The organism is Embleya sp. NPDC001921, from assembly GCF_053594475.1.
In genome coordinates, this window is sequence record NZ_JBSFEO010000006.1 from 111,297 (window position 1) to 134,040 (window position 22,744).

The window sequence follows — 22,744 nt, forward strand, 5'->3', positions numbered from 1 at the left end:
TTGTGCTGCGCGGGGCGGTGGGGGGTACGGTCGCCGGGGGTGGCCGCCGCACGTTTCCTGGATTGTGCATGCGGACAGCGTCGCGGCTGGACTGGCCGGGTACATGCGGTAGCCGTCCAGAGATTCCCGGAATGTTTTGTGTGACCGGCTAAAGAGGTGAGGATGCTCGGTACCGGGGTTCCCGATCTCGGACAAGTCCTGGAAGTGTTGGGCTCGTCGCTGCTGCGGCCGTTGACCGTTCCGCCGGAGACACTGGTGCCGGTCTCGGGCGTACTCATCTTCGAACGGCGAGCCCCGCTTCCCCTTCCCCCGGTCAGGGACGCGATCCTGCTCGCCGTCGGAGTGGGGATGGTCGAGGCGCAGGCGATGGGGTTGGTCGGTTCGGCGGCCGAGGCCGGGTACGCCTGTCTGGTGGTGAAGGCCTTCGACGAGCCGGTCACTCCCCTCGTGGAAGCCGCCCGGCAGTCCGGCATCGTGCTGCTCGCCGCGGACGAGGCCGTGGCCTGGCACCACTTGGATGCCATGATCTCCTCGGCCCTCACCCCGACGGTGCGTTTCGGGCAGGCCCCGGGTGCCCCGGCCGTCGGCGATCTGTTCGCGCTGGCCAACGCGATCGCGGGGATGGTGGGAGGAGCCACCGTGATCGAGGATCCGCACCGGCGCATCCTCGCCTACTCGACCTTGCCCGGCCAGGCCGTCGACGAGGGCCGCCGCCAGGGCATCCTCGGCCTCCAGGTGCCGGAGGGGCCGGAGTACGACGAGCAGTACCGGGTGCTCACCCGGGCGGGGCGCACCTGCCGGTTCGCTGCCGTCGCCGGGGGTCTTCCCCGTCTCGGTGTCGCGGTCCGGGTGGGAAACGAGGTGTTGGGTTCGATCTGGGTCGTCAATGCCGGCGAACAGTTGGACTCCGTTGCCGAACAGGCCCTTTCCGATGTGGCGGACAACGTCGCGCTGCACCTGCTCGCGGCCCGGACCACGGAATCCGCCGTCCGGCGCAGGTACGCCGACCTGTTGCGGCGGCTGCTCGCCGACCCGAGCAGTGTCACCGCGGTGGCCCCACAGCTCGGCCTGGACCCGAACCTGCCCGTCGCGGTGGCCGCGTTCGCCGTCGCCTCGGTCGACGCGGAGGATGTTCTCACGGCACACGCGGCCACCCGGCTCGCGGACTTGGTCAGCCTGCACTGCGAGGCGCGCTACGGCAGGCACGGCTGCGCGTTGATCGACGCGACGGTCTACGCGCTGCTGCCGAGTGGGCCTTCGCCGGACGCGCACCGTGAACTCGTCGCCTATATCGCGCGGCGGGCGCACAGCGCGCTCCGCGTGCCCGTCCGGGCCGGACTCGGCTCGGTCGTCGAGGGACTGCGCTCGATCGTGAGCTCACGCGCCGACGCGGATCTCGTCCTGCGGGCGCTCTCCGAGCGGCCGGGTGCCCCGGAGCCGTGCCAGGTGGCCACGATCGACGAGGTGTGGGCGGGCGCGACGTTGTCCGCGCTGGCCCAGATGCTGGCCACGCACGACGTGCTCCCCCGCGGACTCGGGCCGGCGGTCCGTGCCCACGACCTCGAGCACGGCACCACCTACGCGTCCACGATCCTGGCCTACCTGGACGCCAACGGCGATGTCGCCGCCGCGTCCCATCGGCTGTCCGTGCACCCGAACACGATCCGGTACCGGCTTTCCCGCGCCGGCGAGATCTTCGGGTTCGATCTCGCCGACCCGGACGAACGCCTGGTGCTGTGGCTGCGGTTGCGACTCGGAGACCAACTCGGCTGGTGAACGCCGGCACCGCTGCGTCACGACGAGGTCACCGCGGACGGTATCGCGCTTGTTTCGGTTCCCTCTCATCCGGAATGCGCGCAGGCTATCCACACTTTCTGGATAGTGGCGCTTTTCGGCCACTGGGAACATCCTTTTCGAGCCGTCGTGATCAAGGTACGGCCGGAGAGAGGTCCCATGAAGCACAAGCGCAAGCTCGTCGTCGGCCTGGGTGCGATCACCATGAGCCTGGGCATGATCGCGGGCGCCGGATCGGCGAACGCGGGGACGAACAATACCGATTACGTGTATACGGGCAGCACCGCCACCGGCAAGGTGTGGTTCGATCACGACGGCGACTGGTTCTACGCCCAGGACCTGGCTTCGGACAGCCACGGGGTGGCCGTCCAATACCGGATCAACGACTCCTACGCCTATCCGCTGCTGGTCAACAACGGCGGAAAAGGCAGCGTCAAGGCCTTCAACAAGGATTTCCCCGAAGGTGCCACGGTCTGGTTCCGAGCCTGCCTGACCGAGGACAATGTCGCCTGGGACTGTGACTCCATGGCTTGGTCCGAGAGCGCGGTGAAGGCCAGGGCCTGATCCGACCCGACGTACAGATTTGGCCAACGGCCCGCCGGAACCCCCAGGTTCCGGCGGGCCGTTTCGCTGTGCCCACCCGACGGGTCGGACGGCGGGGTGAACCCGTCCGTCGGTGGTGGTGATTCACCCGGTGCCGTACGGGGCCGCCCTGGCGAGTCGGCACCGCGAAGGCCCGGGCCGTGCGGGAATCAGGGCGTGTCTTCAATCCCCCTTTCGCCGTGCCGCCAGATCCCGGAATTCCGCCGAGGCCAGGACACGTCCGCGACCTCGTCCGCGCCGCCGAGGTGGTCGGCGCCCATCGCCGCAGGTCGTCCGGGATGAAGGCGTGCCCGGTCATGGGGCAATCGTCTCCGCGCCACCAGGGAGCGGCGGGCTCCCCCGGGGCGGGGTCCGCGTCGTGGCGGCGACGCCATCCGGATGGGGGCTTGACGGTCTCGTTCATCGCGTGGAAGCTACGTGATGAAACAACGTTATATGACGTTCGTTTATTACGGTGTCGCGCCGTCGTTCCCGGGCCGGCGGCATGCGCGCCGGCAACCCCCTTCGTCGCAAGGAGCTTCGGCCATGGCTGCAAGAAGACGGGCGCTCGCCCTGCTGGTGAGTGCCTCGCTGGCCGCCACCGCGGCCTGTTCGGCAGGGTCCGGCCCCGGTGCGAAGCCGTCGTCCGGCGCCTCGTTGAGCAGCACCACACCGCCCGGCAATGGTGCGCTGGACCGGGTGACCTGGGCACTGCCGATGGGCGAGCCGACCACGCTGGATCCGGCCAAGGTCGGCGACTACTCGCCGCAGACGGTGATCGCGAACCTGTGCGACACGCTGCTGCGCATGGCCCCGGACTTCTCCATCGGCCCCGGTCTGGCCGAGAGGGCCACCTGGGCGGACGACCACAACCTCGTTCTCGACCTGCGGCCGGGGGTGACGTTCTGGGACGGCGCGCCGCTGACGCCCCAGGACGTCGTCTACAGCCTCCGGCGCCAGACCGACCCGAAGACGCAGGGCATCTACGGCAGCGCGCTCGCCCAGGTCACCGCCATCGAGGCGACCGGCCCCCACCAGGTCACGGTGCGCACCAAGGCCCACGACGAGGGCCTGTACAAGGCCCTGGTGACCCCCTTCGGCGCGGTGGTCCGGGAGTCCTTCGCGACGAGGGCCGGCGCCGACTACGGCACCCCCAACGGCGGCGTGATGTGTACCGGTCCGTTCAAGCTCTCGTCGTGGAAATCCGGCGACAGCATCACCATCGCGCGCAACGACGCCTACTGGGACTCGGCGCTCAGGCCCAAGGTCGCCCAGGTCGTCTTCCGCTTCGTGACCAACGGCAACACATTGACCGGTGCCCTGCTCTCGGGCGAGATCGACGGGGTGTACGAACTCCCGGCCGGCAGCGCCGCGGCACTCGCCAAGGCGAACAACGGGAGCATCCACCTGGGTCCCGCGACCCAGAACGTGCTGCTGGTCCCCGGCAACCCGCGGACGCCCGCGGCCGATCGTCGCCTGCTGGACGCGCTGTCCCTGGCCGTCGACCGCAACGCGCTGATCAAGAACACCTTCGGCGGCGACGCCACCGTGCTCAAGTCCCTCACCCCGCCGCTCACCTGGGCCGGCGACCCGGCGGCGGCGCAGTTGAACGCCGCGTACCACGCCCTCCCCTCGATCGCCGGGCCGGACCTGGACCGCGCCAGGCGCCTGGTCGCCGAGGTCGGCGCGCCGAAGCGTCCGCTGGTCACCGCGATACCCGCGGGAGACCAGCGCGATCTCCAGATCGTCACGTTCCTCCAGGCCGCGGCGAAGAAGATCGGCGTCGACATCGAGATCCGGCAGTTGCAGCCGACCGAGATGTCCTCGCTGTTCTACGATCCCTCGATGCGCGACGGCCTCGACCTCATCGTCACCTTCGGCTACGTCGCCGCCCCCGACGCCGCGTCGTACGCGGCCGACATGGTCGACGAGGGCGCCCTGTTCAACTGGACCGGCTACCGCAACCCGGAGGCGAGCCGCCTCCTCGGCCAGGCCCGCACCGCCGCCGATCCCGCGGCGGCGGCTACGGCGTTCACCCGGGCGCAGGCCGCGTACACCCCGACCCTGCCGGTGGTCTATCTGGTTGCCCCGCACGAGCGGATGTTCATGAACAAGCGCGTCAGCGGCGCGCCGTCGTCGTTCGCGTACATGAACATCCCGTGGGCGGCCCACCTCGGCGGCACCGCGTCTTGACCCCCTCCACCCCGCGTCCCTACACGTACCCACCGCCACGTCCTTCCCGCCCGGAAAGCCGGGGTTCCCGCCTGCCCATCGGTGGTCGCGGCCCGGGGCTTGGGGTGGGCGCCCGTTCGAGGGGCCGCGCCCGGAGCCGGTGCACCGGGAACCACGTCGCGACGGCTTCACCCCTCCTGCTCCTCAGGAGCTTCACTTCCTCCCCCGGCCGAAACCGGGGTATTCACGAAAGAGTCGCGATGACGCACTTCGCAGATTCCACAGAGCCCGCCGAAAATCCCGCCGCGCCCCCGGCCGCCACGGGCGATGACGCCGACACGCTGTGGAACCGCCCCGGGATCGACCTGGCCGCCGGGATCCGTGCCCGCGAGTTCACCGCCGTCGAGGTCGCCGAGGCGTTCCTGGCCCGGATCGAGGCGGTCAACCCGGTGGTCAACGCTCTCGTCGACATCCGGCCCGACGAGATCCTCGCCCAGGCGCGCGCGGCGGACCGGGCGGTGGCGTCCGGCGACCCGCTCGGCCCGCTCGGCCCGCTCGGCCCGCTCGGCCCGCTGCACGGCGTCCCGACCGCCACGAAGATCAACACGTCGCAGCGCGGGTACGCCTCCTCGCACGGCATCCCCGAGTGGTCCGGCCTCGTCGCGCCCGAGGACGCGGCGTGCGTGGCGGCGTTGCGCGAGGCGGGCGCGGTCCTGCTGGGCCGCAGCAACAGCCCCGCGTTCGCCGTGCGCTGGTTCACCGAGAACGACCTGCACGGACGCACGCTGAACCCGTGGGACCACGACCGCACCCCCGGCGGATCCTCGGGTGGGGCCGCCGCCGCGCTCGCCGCCGGGATGGTGCCGATCGCCCAGGGCAACGACATCGGCGGGTCGATCCGCTATCCGGCGTACTGCTGCGGTGCGGTGGGTCTGCGCCCGACGGTCGGCCTGGTCTCCGCGTGGGAGCCGGCCGGCGAGGTCGAGTTCGACAGCCCGATGTCGTTCCAGACGATGGCCGTGCACGGCCCGATGGCCTGGACGGTGGCGGACCTGCGCACCGCGATGGGCGTCATGGCCACGCCGGACCTGCGTGATCCCGTCGGGATTCCGGCGCTTTCGCCCCCGAGTTCGGCGGCGGGCCCGGTCAGGGTCGCGGTGGTGCGCGACGTCGGCATCGCCAAGCCGCAGCCGGCCGTGGACGCGGCGATCGACACGGCCGCCCGCGTGCTCGCCGAGGCCGGATACCAGGTCGAGGAGGTCGAACTACCGCTGCTCGCCGAGGCCGCGCGCCTGTGGTCGCTGCTGCTGTTCGAGGAACTGCGCACGATGCTTCCGGAGATCGAGCGGTTCGGCGACGCGGGCGTGCGCGATTCGCTGGCCTCGACGTTCCGTGCCGCCGCCGCGATCTGGGGGGAGCAGCCCGCCCTGGCCGCCTACATCCGCGGTTACGCGCGCCGCGGCACGCTCATCGCCCGGTTGCAGCAGTACCTCGGCGGCGACCGCATCCTGCTCACCCCGGTGTCGGCGGAGCCGCCGCTGGAGCAGGACGCCGACCTGGTGGGCGACGCGCGGATGAGCGAAGTCCTGGCCGCGCAATGGCCGTTGCAGGCCGTTCCGGTGCTGGGCTTCCCGGCGCTCGCGGTCCCGACCGGCGTCGCCGACGGGCTGCCGTCGGGCGTGCAACTGATCGGCGGACGGTTCCGCGAGGATCTGCTGCTCGACGCCGCGGCCGCGATAGAGGCCCGGACGCCGCGGGCGCGTCCCACGATCCGGTCCGCCTGAGGCCGGAATCCCTGGGCCGGCGGGGCGGATCGCACCCTGCCGGCCCACCCCGCCCCCGGTCGCCCTCGCCCCTGCGTCGATGCCGTGCCACGACGAGCCGATCCCGATCGCGACGCGCGAGGCCGACGCGCCGGGGCCGCGCCCCGCACCTGCCCGGGGCATGGGACATGCCCGGGGCACGGGACATGCCCCGCACCTGCCCGGGGCCGCGCTCTAACGCGTGAGCATGTCCACGATCGCCTCCGCGACCCGGCCGACGCGCTCGGGCGTCCAGGGGGCGGGGTCCTCGACGGTGGAGATGAAGTAGCCGCGCACCAGCAGGAAGAGCAGATCGGCGGCGAGTTCCGGATCGGCGACGCCCGCGGCCGTGACGGCGTCGAGGAGTTCGCGGCGCGTGGTGGCGGGTTCGCGGGTCCGCGCGGCCTCCGCGGAATCGGTGCCGCCCTGCACGGACGACAACATCTCCACCCACAGGCGGCGCAGTTGCAGGTCGTCCGGATCGGTCGTGAGGTTCCAGGCGACGGTCGCGTGCAGCCGCTCCCGGCCGTCCAGGCGGCCGACGTGCTCCTCGAGTTCGCCATACCAGCGGGACTCGGCCGCCGCGACCGCGTTGGTGATCAGCGCGATGCGGGTGGGCACGTAGTTGGTGACCATCGCGGTGGAGCCGCCGAGTTCCTTGGCGACCGCGCGGATCGTCACCGCCCGGGCCCCGTCCCGCGCGGCGACGGTGAGCGTCGCCTTGGCGATGGCCTTGCGGCGCTGGACTTCGTCGACGTCGATCGGCATGAGGGCAACCTAGCTCAGAGGGGGCTTGACGTGGAACTTCGCGTAATGCAACGCTGTTATATCACAGTGTTTTCCACGCGTTATCGCGTGCGTTCCCCCGCGTTGGAGTGCCCATGAGCCTCATCTTCGAACGCGTCGCGGCCCAGCCCGTTCCCGATCACGCGCAGCAGCACATGGTGCGCATGCGCGACGGCGTACGACTGGCCACCGACGTGTACCGCACCGGACCGACCCCCGCCCCGACCGTGCTCGTGCGCCTGCCGTACGACAAGAACAGCCGCTACGTCTTCTTCGAGAACGTCGCCGAACGCTTCACCGCCCGCGGCTACGTCATGGTCGTCCAGGACGTACGCGGCAAGTTCCGCTCCCAGGGCCACACCCTGGGCTGGACCGGGGAGGTCGACGACGGCTACGACACCCTCGACTGGATCACCCACCAACCCTGGTCGAACGGCATCGTCGGCATGTTCGGCGACTCCTACTACGGATTCACCCAATGGTCCGCGGTCTCCAGCCAACACCCCGCGCTGCGCGCCATCGTCCCGCGCGTCACCTCGACCAACATCGTCCCGGGCACGGCCGTCTACGCGCCCGCCCGGCAGCCGGTCTGGCTCGAAGGCGCCGACTACCAGGCACACATCTGGGTCGACAACGACAGCTACGAGTTCGAGCCCGACCTGACCCGACGACCCTTCGTCGCCGCCTACGAGGAAGCCTTCGCCGCCATCGGCAAACGCTCGACGGGCTTCGACCTGATCGTCGGCGACATCGAACTGCCCGCGTACAACGGACCGCACCCCTACGACGCGCGCCCCGTCCCCGTGCTGCACTGCGTCGGCTGGTTCGACAACCTCGGCATCGCCCACATGCACGACTACACCGAACTGGCCAAGCGCCCCGGCTGGGCCGCCGTCCAGTACCTGAACGCCGACGCGATCGACCACGAGAACTACTTCCTGGAGAACGCCCCGGTCACCCCCGCGACCGACCACATGGTCGACGCCCACGCGCTGAGCACGCTGCTCGACGCGTACACCACACCCGCGCTCGACTTCTTCGACGTCTTCCTCAAGGGCACCGCCCACCCCGACACGCTGCCCCGCGTGCGCTGGCAACTCGGCCACGCCGGCCCGCGCGTCGCGAACACGTGGCCACCGCCCGAGGCGACCGCCCTCGACTGGCACCTCGGCGCGCCGCACGCCGCGACGGGCCCGCTCCCGGGCGGCACGCTCGGCGAACTCCCCCCACCGACAACGGAAACGGTGACGTGGCGGTACGACCCCGACAACCTCGTACCATCCGCGGTCGCCAACACCTTCATGCTGCTGCACGACCACCCGGACGAGAGCCCCACCGCCGACCGCGACGACGTGCTGGTCTTCACCGGGCCCGCGGCACGCACCCCGCTCGACCTGGCCGGCCCGGTCCACGCCGTCCTGCACACCGAGAGCACCACCCCCACCCACGACCTGTTCGTCCGACTCCTCGACCTCGCCCCCGACGGCACCGCCCGACTCGTACTGCGCGGCTGCGCTCGGGTCGACGCGCCCGGCGCCCACGAGATCGAGCTGGGTCACACCGGCTACCGGCTGCGCCCCGGGCACCGCCTCACCCTCATGGTCGCCGGCAGCGACTTCCCCAACCACCTGCCCAACTCCGGCTCCACCGAGAACCCGTGGCTGACCACCTCGCCCAAGGCCGGCGTACAAACGCTGCGGACCGGGCCCGCGTACCCGTCCCGGCTACGCCTGAGCGTCCTGTCGGCCGCCCCCGACACCGACCCCACCCCCAGCCCCGCCCCCGCCCCCGAGACCCAGGGCGGGTGAGCACCGTGTCGCCCTCCTTCCTCGCCGGCCGACTGGCCACGCTCGCCGCCACCGTCCTGATCGCCAGTTTGGGCATCCACGGCGCCCTCATGCTCGCCCCGGGCGACCCGGCCACACTGCTCGTCGGCGGCGCCCGCAAACCCGATCCGGCCGTGCTTGCCCAGATCCACCGCGACTACCACCTCGACGACTCGTTCCTGCGCGGTTGGTGGCACTGGTTCAGCGGCTGCCTGCACGGCGACTTCGGCAAGTCGCTCGTCTACCGCGACGACGTCGGCCACCTCGTCGGCTCGCGCGCGGGCGACACCTTCGCCCTCGTCGGCTACGCCGCCGTCCTGGTCATCGTGCTCGGCACCGCCGCCGGGACGCTGGCCGCGCTGCGCGGCGGGCGTACCGAAACCCTGGTCACCACCGCGACCGCGAGTGCCATGGCGGTGCCGACGTTCATCATGTCGGTGCTGCTGATCTGGGTGTTCGCCGTGCAACTGCCCTGGTTCCCGGTCTACGGCTCCGGCAGCGGCTTCGCCGGGACCCTGTCGCACCTGACCCTCCCCGCCATCGCCCTCGCCGTCTCGTGGATCGGCTACGTCGCCCAGGTCACCCGCGCGGCCGTACGCGCCGAGCTGCGCGGGGAACACGTCGAGACCGCCCGCGGCCGCGGCGTCCCCGAGTCCGTCGTCATCCGCCGACACGTGCTGCGCAACGCGTCCGGGCCGGTGTTCGCCGTCGCCGGCGTCGGTGTCGCGGGGCTGATCGCCACCACCGCGGTCGCCGAACAGGCCTTCGGCATCGGCGGTTTGGGGGCGCTGATGATCGACGCCGCGGCCAAGCAGGACCTCGCGGTCGTCCAGGCCGTGTCACTGCTGTTCGTCGTCGTCTTCGTGACCGTCAACACCCTCGTCGACCTGGTGAGCGCGGCCCTGGACCCGCGGACCGCGCGGAAGGAAAGCCGATGAGCGGCACAGCGGCCGGCCACCCGGTCGGCTCCGACACCACGGCCATGGCCGGGCCCGAGAACCCGCCCGGCATCCCCGCCCGACGCGGCGACCGCGTCACCGTGGCCGCGGCCTGCGTCGTCGGCGCCTTCGTCCTGCTCGCCCTGGTCGGACCGTTCATCGCACCGCACGACCCCAACGCCGTCGACCCGTTCGACGTCAACGCGGGACCCTCGGGCGCCCACCTGCTCGGCACCGACGACACCGGCCGCGACATCCTGTCCCGCATCATCTGCGGAGCGCGGGCCGGCCTGGCCGCACCGGCACTGGTCGTCGCCTTCTCGACCGCGGTCGGAGTGCTCCTCGCGCTGACCGCGGCCTGGTTCGGCGGCTGGGTCGACCGCGTCGTCTCCGGACTCCTGGACGTCGTCTTCGGCTTCCCGGGGCTGATCCTCGCGGTGCTCGCCGCGGCCGTGTTCGGCGCCGGGCTCGTCGCCCCGGTCGCCGCGCTCTCCATCGCCTACCTGCCGCTGGTCACCCGGGTGGTGCGCTCCGCGGCGATGAAGGAACGCGCGCTGCCCTACGTTTCCGCCCTGCAACTCCTGGGTGCGCCCACCCGCCGCATCTGGCTCCGCCACCTGCTGCCCAACCTCGCCCCGCTCGTCCTCGTCCAGGCCACCATCGGCTTCGGCTACGCGCTCCTGGACGTCGCCGCGATCTCCTTCATCGGGCTCGGCGCCCAACCGCCCGACCCGGAATGGGGCCTCATGGTCTCCAACGGCGCCGCCGGCATCCTGGCCGGCCGACCCCAGCAGTCGCTGTTCACCGGACTGATCGTGCTCCTCGTCGTGGTCGCCTTCAACCTGCTGGGATCGGGACTGTCCCGGCGCCTGCCGGGAGGGAACACATGAGCGGGACGAAACCCCCGATCGCGCCGCTGCTGGAGATCGGTGCCCTGCGCCTGGACCTCCCGGTCGACGGCACCCCCAGGACCGTCGTACATCGGGCCGACGTGAGCGTCGGGCAAGGCGAGGCGATCGCCCTGGTCGGCGAATCGGGATCCGGGAAGTCGCTCACCGCACGTTCGGTGCTGCGCCTGCTGCCGCCCGGCGCGCGGTTGCACGGCACGCTGCGCTTCGCCGGCGAGTCGGTCCCGGACATGACCCGCGAACGGCTGCGTGCCTACCGGGCGGGCGAGGTGGCGATGGTCTTCCAGGACCCGCGCGCGCACATCAATCCGACCCGCGGCGTCGGCGACTTCCTCATCGAGGGCCTCACCACCGCGTGCGGGATGCCCGCCTCGGCCGCCCGGACCAAGGTCGCGGGCCTCCTGCGCGAGGTCGGCATCCCCGACGCCGAACGCCGCATGCGCCAACGCCCCTGGGAACTGTCCGGCGGCCTCCTCCAACGCGTGATGATCGCCGCCGCCCTGGCCACCGAACCCCGACTGCTGCTCGCCGACGAACCGACCACCGCGCTGGACGTCACCACCCAGGAGGAGGTGATGGCGATCATCGCCGAGGCCCGACAGGCTCGCGGCCTCGCCATGCTGTTCATCACCCACGACCTCGAACTCGCGGCGGCCGTGTGCGACCGCGTCGTCGTCATGTACGCGGGATCGACCATCGAACAGGTGCCCGCGACGGCGCTCCACGAGAACGCCGCGCACCCGTACACCCGGGCCCTGCTCGCCTCACGGCCCGCTGTCGGCGACCTCGAGGCCGAACCGCGCGCGATCGGCGGACGGCCGTTGTCGGGCTTCGAGGTACCACCCGGATGCGCGTTCGCCGCACGCTGTCCGCGGGCCGCCGAACACTGCCGCACCGACCGGCCCGAACCGCGCCCCGCGGGCCCGAGCACGGCCGCGTGCCATTTCCCGCACACCACCGCCGCTCCTCCCGCCACCGCACCGAAGGAGGCCGACCACCGTGCTTGAGGTCGCCAACCTGCGCAAGGTCTACGGCGGTTTCGTCGCCGTCGACGACGTCGGCTTCACCCTGGCCGCGGGCGCCTCGCTCGCGGTGGTGGGCGAATCGGGGTCCGGCAAGACCACCACCGCCCGCATGATCGCCGGACTGGAACCGGCGACCGGCGGCCGCATCGTGGTCGCGGGAGTGGAGCGCCGGCCCGGACGACGAGGCGGTGTGGGCCGCCGGACCCGGGCGGGACGGATCCAGATGGTCTTCCAGGACCCCTATTCGTCGCTCGACCGCCGGCAACGGGTCCAGGACGCGGTGGCCGAAGCCGTCGCGCTCCATCGCCCGCTCAAGGGCGAGGCATTGCGCGCCCGGGTCGCGGAACTCCTGGACATGGTCGGCGTGGACGAGCGCCAGGCCCGTTCACTGCCCAAAGGGCTCTCGGGCGGCCAACGCCAGCGCGTGGCGATCGCCCGCGCGCTGGCCGCCGAACCACGGGTGCTGATCCTGGACGAGGCCGTCGCCGCGCTCGATGTGTCGATCCAGGCGCAGATCCTCAACCTGCTGGCCCGCGTCCGCGAAAGCACGAACACCGCGCTGCTGTTCATCACCCACGACCTCGGCGCGGTCCCCTACGTCAGCGACGAGGTGCTGGTGATGCGCGCCGGGCGCGTCGTCGAACACGGCCCGGTGGAGCGGGTTCTCGGCGCGCCCCGGGACGACTACACCCGCCGGCTCATCGACTCGATCCCCAAACCCGGCTGGAGGCCGCGCCGGCGCGGCCTCGACACGGCGTGACCCCGCCGGTCCACAGCCCGCCCCCCGATCCGCCGTCCCCCTCCCTTCCATCGAGGAACCCTCATGACCTTCACCCCCGCCCTCGAATTCGCCTTCGAGATCCGCGCCCACGTCGCCGAGACGCTGCACATCGGCAACGGCGCCGGCGAGCGCACCGAGTTCACCCCGATCGTCGGCGGCACGGTCGCCGGCCCCTGGTTCACCGGCACCGTGCTGCCCGGCGGCGGCGACTGGAGCAACACCCGCGGCGAAGTCTGCGAACTGGAGGCGCGCTACCTGATGCGCGCGGACGACGGCGCGGTCGTCGACATCGTCAACCGCGGCTGTTACCACCCCGCACCCGAGGGCCCCGACCAGTACGACGGCGACCTCCAGGTCACCGAAAAGGGCCACTACTACCGCACATCCCCGACCTTCCGCACCGACGCCCCGGCCCACCGCCGCCTCACCGAAACCGTATTCGTCGGCCTGGCCCGCCCGGACGGGGACGACGTGGTGGTGATCAGGATGTACGCGCTGCGCTAAGCCGGTGACCACGAACGTTCGCCGGGTGTGACGATGGGGTCAGTCGGCCTCATCCTCGGGGCGACGTGGTCGTCTGGTGAGGGTGGGTTGTCGTGGCGGAGCCGGTCAGAGCGCGGCGGTCAACCGATGGGGGCGGAAGCTCCGGCAGATCGTCCGGCGCGGCCGTCACGAGTCGGTGCGGGTCCGCAGGGCGTTAAGCGTCATGGCGTCCGCGTCGGGCACCCCGGCCGTTTCCCCGACCGGTGCTTCGCGTTCGACCAGTTCGGGCCGCTGTCGATACACCCCTGCCACGGCTCCGGCTGGGCGAAGGAGAGCAGGCCGGACCGGCCGGCGGCCACCTACCGCCGCACCCACGGCATCAGGTACTTCCACGGCTGCTACTCCCTCGGCGACGACCAGTTGTGGAGCATCACTCGCCGCCGCAAAAGCGGCGAGCACAGCCTCGCCGCGCTCGAGTCGATCAGGGCCGCCCGGCCGGACGGCGCACCCATATACGTGATCATGGACAACCCCCTCGGCGAACAAGACCCCCGTCATCCCCAGGTGGGTGCCTGACTCCGACCAGCGCGTCCTGGGCCAACCCGATCGAGGCACGGTTCGGCCCGCTGCGGACCTTCGTCATGGGCGCCTCGAACCATCCCAACCACACCGTCCTCGCCCGGAAACTCCAGGAATACCCGCGGTGGCGCAACGCCGACGCCCGCCACCCCGACGTCCTGGCCGCCCAACGCCACGAGCGCCGACAACGCTGGGCCGACCACGCCCCAAGGCCGCCTGACCAAACCCGGCGAACGTTCGTGGTCAACGCACCAGTAGCGTCCCGACGTGGAGTTGCGTCAATTGCGGTATTTCCTGGCCGTCGTGAAGGAATGCCATCTGACCCGGGCTGCCGAGGGACTGGGGCTCCGGCCGACGTCTCTCAGCCAACAGATCATCGCGCTCGAACGCGAGCTGGGAGCCGCGCTGTTCGTGCGCACTCCCGGGGGCATGTCGCCCACCGACGCGGCGCGGCGGCTCATACCGGACGCCCGCGCGGCGGTCGAGGCCGCGGCGCGGGCGGCGGAATCGGTGCGCGGCCGTCCCTCCCCCGTCCGAGCCGCCGTCACGCCGGGTGCGCCGCCCTGGGTCGCCGACGCGCTGTGGCGCGCCGCGGGCGCTGCCGCGCCCGAGGTTGCCGACCTGCAGACCGCAGACCAGGTGGCGGCCCTGCGGGACGGGCGACTGGATGTCGGCGTCGTGCCGCTCCCTGAGGACGTCGGCGGCCTCGCGTGCGTCACCGTCGCGGAAGCCGAGCTGGGGGTCGTCGTCGCCGATGCACACCCGCTCGCCGACCGGGGCGAGGTGTCGTGGTCGGACCTGACCGGAAACGCGCTGTTGTGGTTTCGGAGGACCGCGGCACCGGGGTACCACGACGCGACGCGCGAGGCGTGGATGCAGGGCGGCTGGACTCCTCGCGAGGTCCGGTGCGGATCACCCAGGCGGGCGCTGTTCCGTGCGGAACTGGCCGGCAGTGCCCGGGGCGGGGACGCCGACGCGGTCGTGGCGCTGCGCCCGGCCTGGGACGTCCGTGTGGGCGACGGACTGGTGTGGCTGCGGCTGCGAGGCCCGGTGGTCCCGCGCATCCGCCACGGCCTCGTCTGGGATCCGCGCGATCCGTCGGTGGCGCAGTACGCGGGCAGGGCTGCTGAACTGCTGTCTGAGGCACCGCCGTACGGGTGTGCGGCGATGCCTCGTGGACACGCCGCGGCGGAGGCGGCTGTAGTGGCGCACGAAAGGACCGCACCGCGCGAGGCCGCGGGCGGCCACAGCGAGCCCTGAGCCTGAGCTGCGCGGGGCGAGTCCGGGAGGCGTACGCCATGGCACTAACCGCGTGGGGCTTCATCTACACCGCATCCGGCGCCGACCCGGCCGCGGAGACCGTGGTCGAGACGCCGGCCTGCCGCTCCGTGTTCGTAGGCGTGGACCGCCCCGACCAAGCGCCGGATGTCGCTCGCCGCCTGGTCGCGGAAGGCGCGCAACTGGTCGAACTGTGCGGCGGGTTCGGACCGGTGTGGACCGCCCGCGTGATCGAGGCCGTCGAGGGGGCCGTACCGGTGGGGGCGGTCGGCTACGGCGCGGAGGCGGTGGACCAGATACACGCGATATTCGCCTGACGCACCCGCGGTCAAGAAGCTCAAGCGCGGCGTCCACCGCTCCGTCCAAGCCCTCGAACGCGACATCCGCACCTGGCTCGCCGACTGGAACGACCAACCCCGCCCCTTCGCCCGGACCAAGACAGCCGACGACATCCTCGACAAAGTCGCCGCAAACTGCCAACGCATCGCCGACTCAGGTCACCAGGCCACAAAGGTTGCCGGTTCTCGTCGTTCGGTGCGGTGCATCGCAAGGCGCGGGGCCGAAGCTCGTACTCGGTCGTACTCGCGAGGTCCCGCAACGCGGCGAGGTGCCGTGTCGGGCGGCGAGAACCGGTGAACCTTTGTGGTCACCGCACCAGGGGCGGTGGCCCGCCCGGTGTGGGCGGGCCACCCGGAGCGGCTGAGCGGCGGCGCGGAGCGGGCGTGGCTTCCCGGTCGGGCGTCGGGTCGCTCGTCCCGAGCCGTCCCCATCACGCCGCGCGTCGACGCGGATTCCTCAGCAACACATGCGGGTGCGCGAGATCGAGCACACGGTGCCGCAGGTCTGGGCGGCGACGTCGATCTCGGTCAGTCCTCGCTCGGTCGCCGACCCTCCGACGTAGAGGGACCCGGCCGGGTTCTCCATGCCCTGGGGTGATCCGGCGCCCGCGCGCCAGGCAGCGACGATCTCGTCGACGGGGATGTTGTGCGATGTCGTACGCATGGCGACACCTCTCGTCTTCCCTGGATGCCCGGACCTCTCGATGCGGAGACCCGGTGGTGCGTGGGTGGCGCTCGGCCACCCCGGTCCGGAGCGCAAAGGTGCGGAGCCCACACCGTAGCGCCGCGGCACAGCGGAAAACACCCCCGGAGAACGTGCGTTGCGTGAGCGTTCGTCATACCGTCCCCCTCGCCTCGGCCGCTGCCTCGGCGACCGACGGCTGGGCCGGGTCCCGGTGAATCGCGTTGCCGATCGTCGCGCGAGGGGGCCACGAAGCCACCGGGCCCGATCGTGCCCGCACGCGTCCGAGGCGGAGGCCATCCGACGTCGCGCGGGCCGGAGGGCAACCCGCTGCGACTGAGCGGTTGTCGATCCGGGTACACGCCCTTGTCCTACCACCGGGGCGCGTCCGGCACCGACGCGATCCGGCCCTGTTTCCACGCGTAGGGAGAGTGCCGTGACATTCGCAGCCGAGCCTCAACCACCCACACCGCCACCGACGACGACGCCGACGCGTCACGAACCCGCCGCACCCACCGCGCAATTCGAGACCTGGGCACCCCCGCCCGGGCCGCCCGTCCTCCCTCCACGACACGCCTCGCGCACGGCCCGCAGGGATCCGGCTCCCTCTCGGGCCGCCCCCCATTCACCCGTGACACGTTCCGCCCCCGCGCACCCGGCACCGACGACACCGGCGCTGCCGACGACGGGAACGTCCGGCCATCCGTTCGAAGAACCGTCCGTGGACAACACGCAAGAGCCCCCGGACGACGCGTCGCAGACGTTGTTGCGACTGACCGCGACACACCGGCCGATTCCCGACGTCGCCCGCATGATCGCGATTCTGAGGGACTGCCCGGGAACCGCCGCCGACGATGTCCTGCGCGAGGCGGCCATGACACGACCCGTGAGCGACCTCGTACAACTGGCGGAACTGCTGCGCATCCCCGCCCACTCCGCACAAAGCAGGCACCCCACCGCCCAACCCGACCCACCTCACCCGCGATAGCCCGGCCGGCGCCGCGGGCGCCGGTGGCAGGGACTGAGCGATTGCGCAAGCGGGTACACGCCCTCATCCGGCGACCGGGAGCGTGTCCGGCACAGGCGCGGTCCGGCCGTGTTCATACGCGCAGGGAGAATCCCGTGACCTTCGCACCAGACCCCGAACCATCGACGCCCGCACCGCTGCCCAGGCATCACGAACCCTCCATGCCGAGCGCCCATTTCGACACCTGGACGCCCCCGCCCGGCGCACCCCCGCGACCCGTCTCGCCGCCGACCCGCCCGGGCGAGCCGGCGCCTTCGTGGTCCACCCCCGCACCCGCCGCGTCGCGTGCCGATCCCTTCGCGCAGCCGGCACCGGGCGATTCGGTCGGCGAACCTTTCCACGACACGACGGGCGACGTCCCGGACGACGCGGCGGAGACGCTGCTGCGCCTGGCGACCACCCATCGCTCCGTCCCCGACGTCGCCCGGATGATCGCGATCCTGGGCGACTGTTCCGGAATGGCCGCCGACGACGCCTTGCGGGAGGCCGCGATGACGCGGCCGGTGAGCGACCTCGTGCTCCTGGCGGACCTGTTGAGCAACCCCACCCACGCCAGGCAGGGCAGGCGCCCGGCCGAACAAGGCGACCCGCACCACCCGGGGCCGCCGGCCGGTCCGGGCAAGGCCGGCGCGTTCGCACCCCTGCCCCCGGCGTCCACCACCCCCGCGTCATCGGCCGGGAAACCGCCGCCGGCCACAGGGAAGGTCGTGGGAAGGGGTCTGCGCTGGGCCACCGCGGTGGGCCTGGCGGTATCCGGACTGGCGCTTGGCAGCGCCATTCCATCCAGCATTCGCACACCCCCATACGCGGCCGGGTGGTTCGCGCTGTCGGGTCTGGTGTGCCTGTTCCTGGCCGGGGTCACGGCCGTGCGCGCCGGGCGCGGCACCTGCCTGGCCGCCTTGGTGGCGGGGTGCGTGACGATCGCCACCGCGCTCGTACCGCGACTGGTCACCGACGCCGGAGGCGGGATCGACGCGTGGGGCCCGATCGCTCTGGGAGCCGGCACACTCACCGCGCTGTGCGCGGCGGCGGTCCTCAGCCGACCCACCGACCCGCCCAACCCCCGAGGCCCGCGCCGGCGGATCGACTTCGAACCGTGGGAGGCCACGATGCTCGAGAACCGCCCCAGCAGCACCACCCGCATGCTCGGCTGAACCCGCGCCCGGATACCACCGACGGTCCTTGCCATCCGCGCCCGGATGGCAAGGACCGTCGTCACGCCCGGGCTCCGCTCCTCGGCTGAGCCGCACCGGTGGGGGGCCGCCTTGCCGGCCGGATCCCGGTACGGCGGATCCCCGTTCGGCGGATCCCGCTTCACCGGGGCCGGTGATTCCCGGCGGCGCGGCTCACTTGTACTGCGTGGTGACGCTCACACCGCCGAAGGTCTGCGTGCCGGCGAGGGTGAAGTAGACCCAGCCGGACGGCGGGTCGGCGATCGTCAAGGTCTCGCCGTTGCCGGCGTTGGTGGACTTCGCCTGGTAGTTGCCGGTGGTGGCCCAGCTGGTGCCGCCGTAGTACAGGTCGGCGTTGCCGGTGCCGCCGCTGCTGGTGATGGTCAGGTCCTTCGCACCGGCGGGCAGGTACAGGAAGTGGTAGCTGTAGTTGCCGGTGGTGGCCGCGAGGTTGTCCCGGCGGCAGTTCTTGTCGAACTGACGAGCGTCGGCGTTGGTGCAGACCGGGGTGGACGAGGCCTCCGGCAGGGGGCCGCAGTCGTCGGTGGCACACGTGGTCGTCAGCCAGGTCGCGAAGCCGGCGTCGTAGCGGGTGCCGATGGTCTCCTTCAGGAAGGTGCGGGCGCCGTTCCAGTCACCGGTGCGGTACTTGCCCAGCACGGTCTCCACGTCCGCGGGGTGCGCCTGCAGCATGTAGCGAACGGCCAGGAAGCCCCACCGGTAGACCCGGGCCGAGTTGACGTCGGGGTCCTCGTCCTGGTCGTAGACGGTGTCGAACAGCTCGCCGAGCGTGTAGGTCCTGTTGCCGGCCACGGCGATGGCCCCGGCGTTGCGCTCGTTGCGGTAGCCGAACGAGATGTTCTCGGCGATGCCCTCGACCCACCAGATGGTCGGCGTGGTCATGCCCGCCTCGAAGTCGCCGTACATGTTGTAGCGGCCGTCGAGGTAGTGGGTGTACTCGTGGTTGAGGTTCCAGATCTCGAAGGACGGGCGCAGCCAGTCGGCCTCGTGGGCGATGAAGCGCGCCTGGTTGCCGGCCTGGGTCGGGTTGCCCTCCTCGTACATGCCGCCGTTGTCGACGTCGATGTTGTAGATGGCCCAGGCGTACAGCGCGTATTGGGTGTAGTCGTCGAACGCGACGACCTCGAGGTTGGTGTTCACGTCACCCGGGATCGCGCCCTTGTCGCCGATCACCCGGTGGAAATAGGCGTCCTGGTTGATCAGGCTGTTGCAGGTGGTGGCCAGTTGCCCGGGGGACATGTCCTGGGCGCGGAACTTCAGGTTCGGGGTACAGGAGTGTTGGATCGGCAGGACCACGGGGAGCACCCGGTCGGCGAGGTCGCAGATGGCGTAGGCCGCACAGTTGTTCCTGTCGAACTGGCGCGTGTACCAGGCCAGGTTCATGGTGAGCGGCGCGGTCGGGCCGACGTTCGGGTAGCGGTTGATCAGGTCCTTCAGCAGCGGCCGGACCCGGTCCTTGAGTTCGGGGACGTCGAGCGCGTAGCCGAGGAAGCGGCCGACGTTGCTGACGACGTCCAAGCGGTTCAGTTGGGCGTTGTTGCGGATGATGAAGTCGGACCAGGTGTCGAGGATCGCGGGGTCCGCCTTGAGGGCCGCCCGCCAGCCGCGACCGTCGTTCTTGGCCTTGAAGCCGTTCTCGACGACCCACTCGACGTGCTCCACGGCGAGGGTCATCCGGCCCGGCCAGGTGGCGCCGTAGCCGGCCAGCAACCACTTGACGACCCCGGCGTACCGGCCGGCCGTGTGGGTGCTGTCGATCAGCGTGACGACCTCGTTGAGGGTCTCGCCGTTGGCGTCGGTGACGTCCTTGCTGCGCGGGGAGGCGAAGAAGGCGTCCAGTGCGCCGCGCGCCGCGGTGTCCAACGCCGGGCCGTAGTCGCCGACGGCGTCCGCGTTGTTGTCCTGCACGTAGTAGCCGGCGCGCAGGAACATCACCAACTGTCCGATGGAGGTGGTGTTGTTGCCCGGGTACGTCGCGGAGGTGTCGCGCAGCGCGTCGGCGACGGTGACCATCTTGGCCTCGCGGAAGGCCGTCCCGGCGGTCGCCCCGGTGAGGTTGAACAGCGGGTAGGTGCAGGTGACCCTGGGAAGGGCCTTGAGTTGCTGGATCAGCGCGGCGCCCGAGGCGTTGATCACTCCGGACAGGTCGCCGCATTCGTCCGCGGCTGCCGAGAACCGCCCGTCGGCCGCGCCGGATTCGGTGGTCGGGGCGGCCGGCGTGGCGGACTCCTCGGCGCCTTCCTGCGAGGAGATCTTGAAGCCGAAACTGTCGGTCCTGGCGTCGGGTGACTTGGGGACCGGGATCGACCGCGGCGCCGGGGTCGCGGTCTTGCCGGCGCTCACGCCGGCCGGGGCCGTGGCAGCGGCCGCAGCGGCGGGGGCGGCCTGGCTCTGTGGCGCCGGCAGGCCGAGCGCTATGAAGAAAGCGACGCCGAGCACAGGAAATCTGCGCGCGTTGGCCTTCGATATCCGGGAGAGACGCATCTGTGGAGGCCTCCGGAGCGTTGTGGCCGCGTACTGACACGCAGCCCGACGGTATGCGACATGTAACATGGCACATGTCGCATCACGCCGGAAGAGCCTGAGGCGGAATGCCTGTCCGCCACCACAGAAACGTCCTCATATCGCGGGGCCGGGCCGGACGAACCGCGTCGGCCGCGCGGGCACCGGGCGATGCCGGCGCTCAGGTCTAGTGCGCGAACGGGCCTGCGCGCGGAGGGTGTTGCCGGCCGCGGCCCGCGCGGTCGAGTTCGCGGACCGGGTGGCGGGCCTCGCCCCGGGCCGCAGCGAGACCCGGTCGATGACCGCGGTCGGCGGCCGGCCGCCGGCCGCCGAGCGTCAGCCGTTGTGAGTCGCGCCCGGAACCACGATCGACTGCTTGTGGTGGAAGGTGTTCTGCCGGTCCCAGATGCCCTTCGCGAGTTGTAGCCGCCGGTAGTTCTGTTTGTAGTAGAGCCGCGGGTAGAGCGGGGCGGGATCCGTCGCGATGCCCAGGTCGACATCGGGATAGTTCACGTACGCACCGTCCGTGCCCAGGTCGTGGGTCGCGTCGCTGACTTCGGGAACGCCACCCGTCTCCGCGTAGACCTCCCGATAGAACCCGTTGATGAACTCCAGGTGGGCCGCGTCCTGGGCCGGGTCGGTCCAATAGGTCTGATACTGAAGCTTCATGGTCGAGTCCCGCTGCGGAACGGCGGTGTCGGACGACCCGACGGCGTTGATACGGCACCCGTACGAGTCGACCTGAACCAGCGTCTGGGTCAGGTCGACGTTCGGATCGTCGCGAGTCAGCCAGTTCCAGATACCCGCGATGTTGCCGTCCGAGAACGGCTTTCGGTGATACGCGGACTTGTACTTGCCACGCTGATTCGCCCCCGACCCGTTCAGCGTCATGGTCGCCTGCAGCCAAGGCATCTGACGGCGCTTCTCCGGCAGAGGCAGGAACAGGCCGCCGGCGCTGCTCGTCTGCATCGTCGAGACGGTGGTCAGACCGGACTCGATCTCCCGAAGAAACGCGTCCAGCGGGGCGACGTCCTCGCCGACCCACTGGCTGAACAGGGCGATGTTGCCATTCGTCTTGTGCGTGAGCTTCAGAATGCTGAAGAGCTGGTGGTAGACCTTCTCGTCCGGGCCGCTGTGCGCGGCGAAGAACTCGCCGAAGTTCCTCAGAAGTCGGTCGAAGTCGTAGCGGTTGTTCAGGAGGTCGGCCCAGGGCCAGGAAATGCTGCTGAGCCACACCCGCGGCGGCGGAGTCGGCAGGTTATCGGCGAAGTAGTAGCGCAGGACCACGCCGAAGTTCCCGCCGCCGCCACCCGTGTGCGCCCAGAACAAGTGCTCGGTGTCCGAGCCCTTGCGGTCGTCGCGGTGAGCCTCGGTCACTTCGACCCGGCCGTCCTTGACCGTGACGACATCCACCTGCACCAGATGATCGACCGTCAACCCATTGCGCCGGGAGAGAACTCCATATCCGCCCCCGCAGATGTGACCACCCGCCCCCACCGAGTAACAGGACCCGCCCGGGATGGTCACCCCATACTTGCGAAACAGCTCATTGTAGATATCCCAGTTGGTCGTGCCGGATTCCACACAATAAGCGGTGCGACCGTACTTGTCCTTCGTACGATAGACGCCGTTCATCGTGCTCATATCCAGAATGACGCCGCCGGTGTTCTCCACGAAATCCTCGTAGCAATGGCCGCCGCTCCGCACGGTGGGCCGCAGATTTCGCTCCAGCGCACGGCTCACCCCGGCGACCGCGTCCGCGTCGCCGGTGACGAGCTGGATGTAGCACGGCTCGCTGGTCCACCGCTGGTTGAATCCCTGGCTCAGGGTCTCGTACCGCCCGTCCCCGGGAAGTACGCGCAGGTCACCGGGGTCGACCGGACCACCCGGCGCAGGAATGACGGGCTCCGCCTCGGCGGTTCCGGCCGGGCCGAGCGTACCGAGTGACGCCCCGGCGACAACCGCTCCGGCGACGCCCAGGAGCCCTCGTCGGGAAACCTCGTGATCCTGACCCATGCGCCAAATCTCCTTCGCCGTCCAAAGCTCGG

Annotated in this window: 18 protein-coding genes; 14 read left to right on the forward strand and 4 right to left on the reverse strand. The window is 71.1% G+C overall.

All coding sequences use genetic code 11. The features are described from left to right. The first annotated feature begins 162 nt into the window (after positions 1-162). From ACWCPW_RS09120 to ACWCPW_RS09135, 4 genes are all read left to right on the forward strand, one after another. Entirely contained in the window at positions 163-1,776 is a 1,614-nt protein-coding gene (locus ACWCPW_RS09120; protein ID WP_449760909.1) for a PucR family transcriptional regulator, read from the forward strand. Positions 1,777-1,953: 177 nt separating this feature from the next. Then, positions 1,954-2,358 carry a hypothetical protein gene (locus ACWCPW_RS09125; protein WP_449760910.1) on the forward strand — a complete coding sequence of 135 codons (405 nt, stop codon included), beginning with the start codon at positions 1,954-1,956 and terminating at the stop codon, positions 2,356-2,358. 564 nt (positions 2,359-2,922) lie between these two features. Continuing rightward, complete coding sequence (locus ACWCPW_RS09130) at positions 2,923-4,569, forward strand: ABC transporter substrate-binding protein (RefSeq protein ID WP_449760911.1); 1,647 nt, start codon at positions 2,923-2,925, stop codon at positions 4,567-4,569. Between the two features lie 239 nt (positions 4,570-4,808). After that, the gene (locus ACWCPW_RS09135) at positions 4,809-6,332 is read left to right on the forward strand and encodes an amidase (RefSeq protein WP_449760912.1); all 1,524 of its coding nucleotides are present in this window, start codon (positions 4,809-4,811) and stop codon (positions 6,330-6,332) included. Between the two features lie 213 nt (positions 6,333-6,545). Here ACWCPW_RS09135 and ACWCPW_RS09140 read toward each other — a convergent pair whose 3' ends face one another. Beyond that, positions 6,546-7,118, reverse strand: coding sequence for a TetR/AcrR family transcriptional regulator (locus ACWCPW_RS09140; protein ID WP_449760913.1), 573 nt, complete (start codon positions 7,116-7,118; stop codon positions 6,546-6,548). 113 nt (positions 7,119-7,231) lie between these two features. Here ACWCPW_RS09140 and ACWCPW_RS09145 point away from each other — a divergent pair, with 113 nt between their 5' ends. From ACWCPW_RS09145 to ACWCPW_RS09180, 8 genes are all read left to right on the forward strand, one after another. Then, positions 7,232-8,944, forward strand: coding sequence for a CocE/NonD family hydrolase (locus ACWCPW_RS09145; RefSeq protein WP_449760914.1), 1,713 nt, complete (start codon positions 7,232-7,234; stop codon positions 8,942-8,944). Next, positions 8,941-9,900, forward strand: a complete 960-nt coding sequence (locus ACWCPW_RS09150; protein WP_449760915.1) for an ABC transporter permease — start codon at positions 8,941-8,943, stop codon at positions 9,898-9,900. The genes ACWCPW_RS09145 and ACWCPW_RS09150 overlap by 4 nt, the downstream gene beginning before the upstream one ends. Then, a complete protein-coding gene (locus ACWCPW_RS09155; protein ID WP_449760916.1) occupies positions 9,897-10,790 on the forward strand; it encodes an ABC transporter permease in 894 nt (297 codons plus the stop codon). Before ACWCPW_RS09150 ends, ACWCPW_RS09155 begins: the two co-directional genes overlap by 4 nt. Then, positions 10,787-11,815 carry an ABC transporter ATP-binding protein gene (locus ACWCPW_RS09160; RefSeq protein ID WP_449760917.1) on the forward strand — a complete coding sequence of 343 codons (1,029 nt, stop codon included), beginning with the start codon at positions 10,787-10,789 and terminating at the stop codon, positions 11,813-11,815. Before ACWCPW_RS09155 ends, ACWCPW_RS09160 begins: the two co-directional genes overlap by 4 nt. Beyond that, a complete protein-coding gene (locus tag ACWCPW_RS09165) occupies positions 11,808-12,593 on the forward strand; it encodes an ABC transporter ATP-binding protein (RefSeq protein WP_449760918.1) in 786 nt (261 codons plus the stop codon). The genes ACWCPW_RS09160 and ACWCPW_RS09165 overlap by 8 nt, the downstream gene beginning before the upstream one ends. Positions 12,594-12,656: 63 nt before the next feature. After that, a complete protein-coding gene (locus ACWCPW_RS09170; protein ID WP_449760919.1) occupies positions 12,657-13,118 on the forward strand; it encodes a DUF3237 domain-containing protein in 462 nt (153 codons plus the stop codon). An 825-nt stretch (positions 13,119-13,943) separates the two neighbouring features. Further along, positions 13,944-14,936, forward strand: a complete 993-nt coding sequence (locus ACWCPW_RS09175) for a LysR family transcriptional regulator (RefSeq protein ID WP_449760920.1) — start codon at positions 13,944-13,946, stop codon at positions 14,934-14,936. 38 nt (positions 14,937-14,974) lie between these two features. Further along, positions 14,975-15,271, forward strand: coding sequence for a DUF6506 family protein (locus ACWCPW_RS09180; RefSeq protein ID WP_449760921.1), 297 nt, complete (start codon positions 14,975-14,977; stop codon positions 15,269-15,271). Between the two features lie 478 nt (positions 15,272-15,749). Here the strand turns inward: ACWCPW_RS09180 and ACWCPW_RS09185 are convergent, their stop codons facing one another. Then, entirely contained in the window at positions 15,750-15,956 is a 207-nt protein-coding gene (locus ACWCPW_RS09185) for a DUF6229 family protein (protein WP_449760922.1), read from the reverse strand. 739 nt (positions 15,957-16,695) lie between these two features. On the opposite strand from ACWCPW_RS09185, the gene ACWCPW_RS09190 reads away from it, so the two are divergent. Together ACWCPW_RS09190 and ACWCPW_RS09195 are read left to right on the forward strand one after the other, a co-directional pair. Continuing rightward, positions 16,696-16,962: a hypothetical protein gene (locus ACWCPW_RS09190; RefSeq protein ID WP_449760923.1), complete on the forward strand. Its 267-nt coding sequence runs from the start codon at positions 16,696-16,698 to the stop codon at positions 16,960-16,962. 134 nt (positions 16,963-17,096) lie between these two features. After that, positions 17,097-18,155, forward strand: a complete 1,059-nt coding sequence (locus ACWCPW_RS09195) for a hypothetical protein (RefSeq protein WP_449760924.1) — start codon at positions 17,097-17,099, stop codon at positions 18,153-18,155. A 192-nt stretch (positions 18,156-18,347) separates the two neighbouring features. Here ACWCPW_RS09195 and ACWCPW_RS09200 read toward each other — a convergent pair whose 3' ends face one another. Continuing rightward, complete coding sequence (locus tag ACWCPW_RS09200; protein ID WP_449760925.1) at positions 18,348-20,537, reverse strand: collagenase; 2,190 nt, start codon at positions 20,535-20,537, stop codon at positions 18,348-18,350. A gap of 495 nt (positions 20,538-21,032) precedes the next feature. Further along, complete coding sequence (locus tag ACWCPW_RS09205; RefSeq protein ID WP_449760926.1) at positions 21,033-22,712, reverse strand: FAD-binding oxidoreductase; 1,680 nt, start codon at positions 22,710-22,712, stop codon at positions 21,033-21,035. Positions 22,713-22,744: the final 32 nt, after the last annotated feature.

Bases quoted from the DNA above. Each gene is read 5' to 3' on its own strand.
- ACWCPW_RS09120 (WP_449760909.1), top strand. From the start codon at position 163: ATGCTCGGTACCGGGGTTCCCGATCTCGGACAAGTCCTGGAAGTGTTG.
- ACWCPW_RS09125 (WP_449760910.1), top strand. From the start codon at position 1,954: ATGAAGCACAAGCGCAAGCTCGTCGTCGGCCTGGGTGCGATCACCATG.
- ACWCPW_RS09130 (WP_449760911.1), top strand. From the start codon at position 2,923: ATGGCTGCAAGAAGACGGGCGCTCGCCCTGCTGGTGAGTGCCTCGCTG.
- ACWCPW_RS09135 (WP_449760912.1), top strand. From the start codon at position 4,809: ATGACGCACTTCGCAGATTCCACAGAGCCCGCCGAAAATCCCGCCGCG.
- ACWCPW_RS09140 (WP_449760913.1), bottom strand. From the start codon at position 7,118: ATGCCGATCGACGTCGACGAAGTCCAGCGCCGCAAGGCCATCGCCAAG.
- ACWCPW_RS09145 (WP_449760914.1), top strand. From the start codon at position 7,232: ATGAGCCTCATCTTCGAACGCGTCGCGGCCCAGCCCGTTCCCGATCAC.
- ACWCPW_RS09155 (WP_449760916.1), top strand. From the start codon at position 9,897: ATGAGCGGCACAGCGGCCGGCCACCCGGTCGGCTCCGACACCACGGCC.
- ACWCPW_RS09160 (WP_449760917.1), top strand. From the start codon at position 10,787: ATGAGCGGGACGAAACCCCCGATCGCGCCGCTGCTGGAGATCGGTGCC.
- ACWCPW_RS09170 (WP_449760919.1), top strand. From the start codon at position 12,657: ATGACCTTCACCCCCGCCCTCGAATTCGCCTTCGAGATCCGCGCCCAC.
- ACWCPW_RS09180 (WP_449760921.1), top strand. From the start codon at position 14,975: ATGGCACTAACCGCGTGGGGCTTCATCTACACCGCATCCGGCGCCGAC.
- ACWCPW_RS09185 (WP_449760922.1), bottom strand. From the start codon at position 15,956: ATGCGTACGACATCGCACAACATCCCCGTCGACGAGATCGTCGCTGCC.
- ACWCPW_RS09205 (WP_449760926.1), bottom strand. From the start codon at position 22,712: ATGGGTCAGGATCACGAGGTTTCCCGACGAGGGCTCCTGGGCGTCGCC.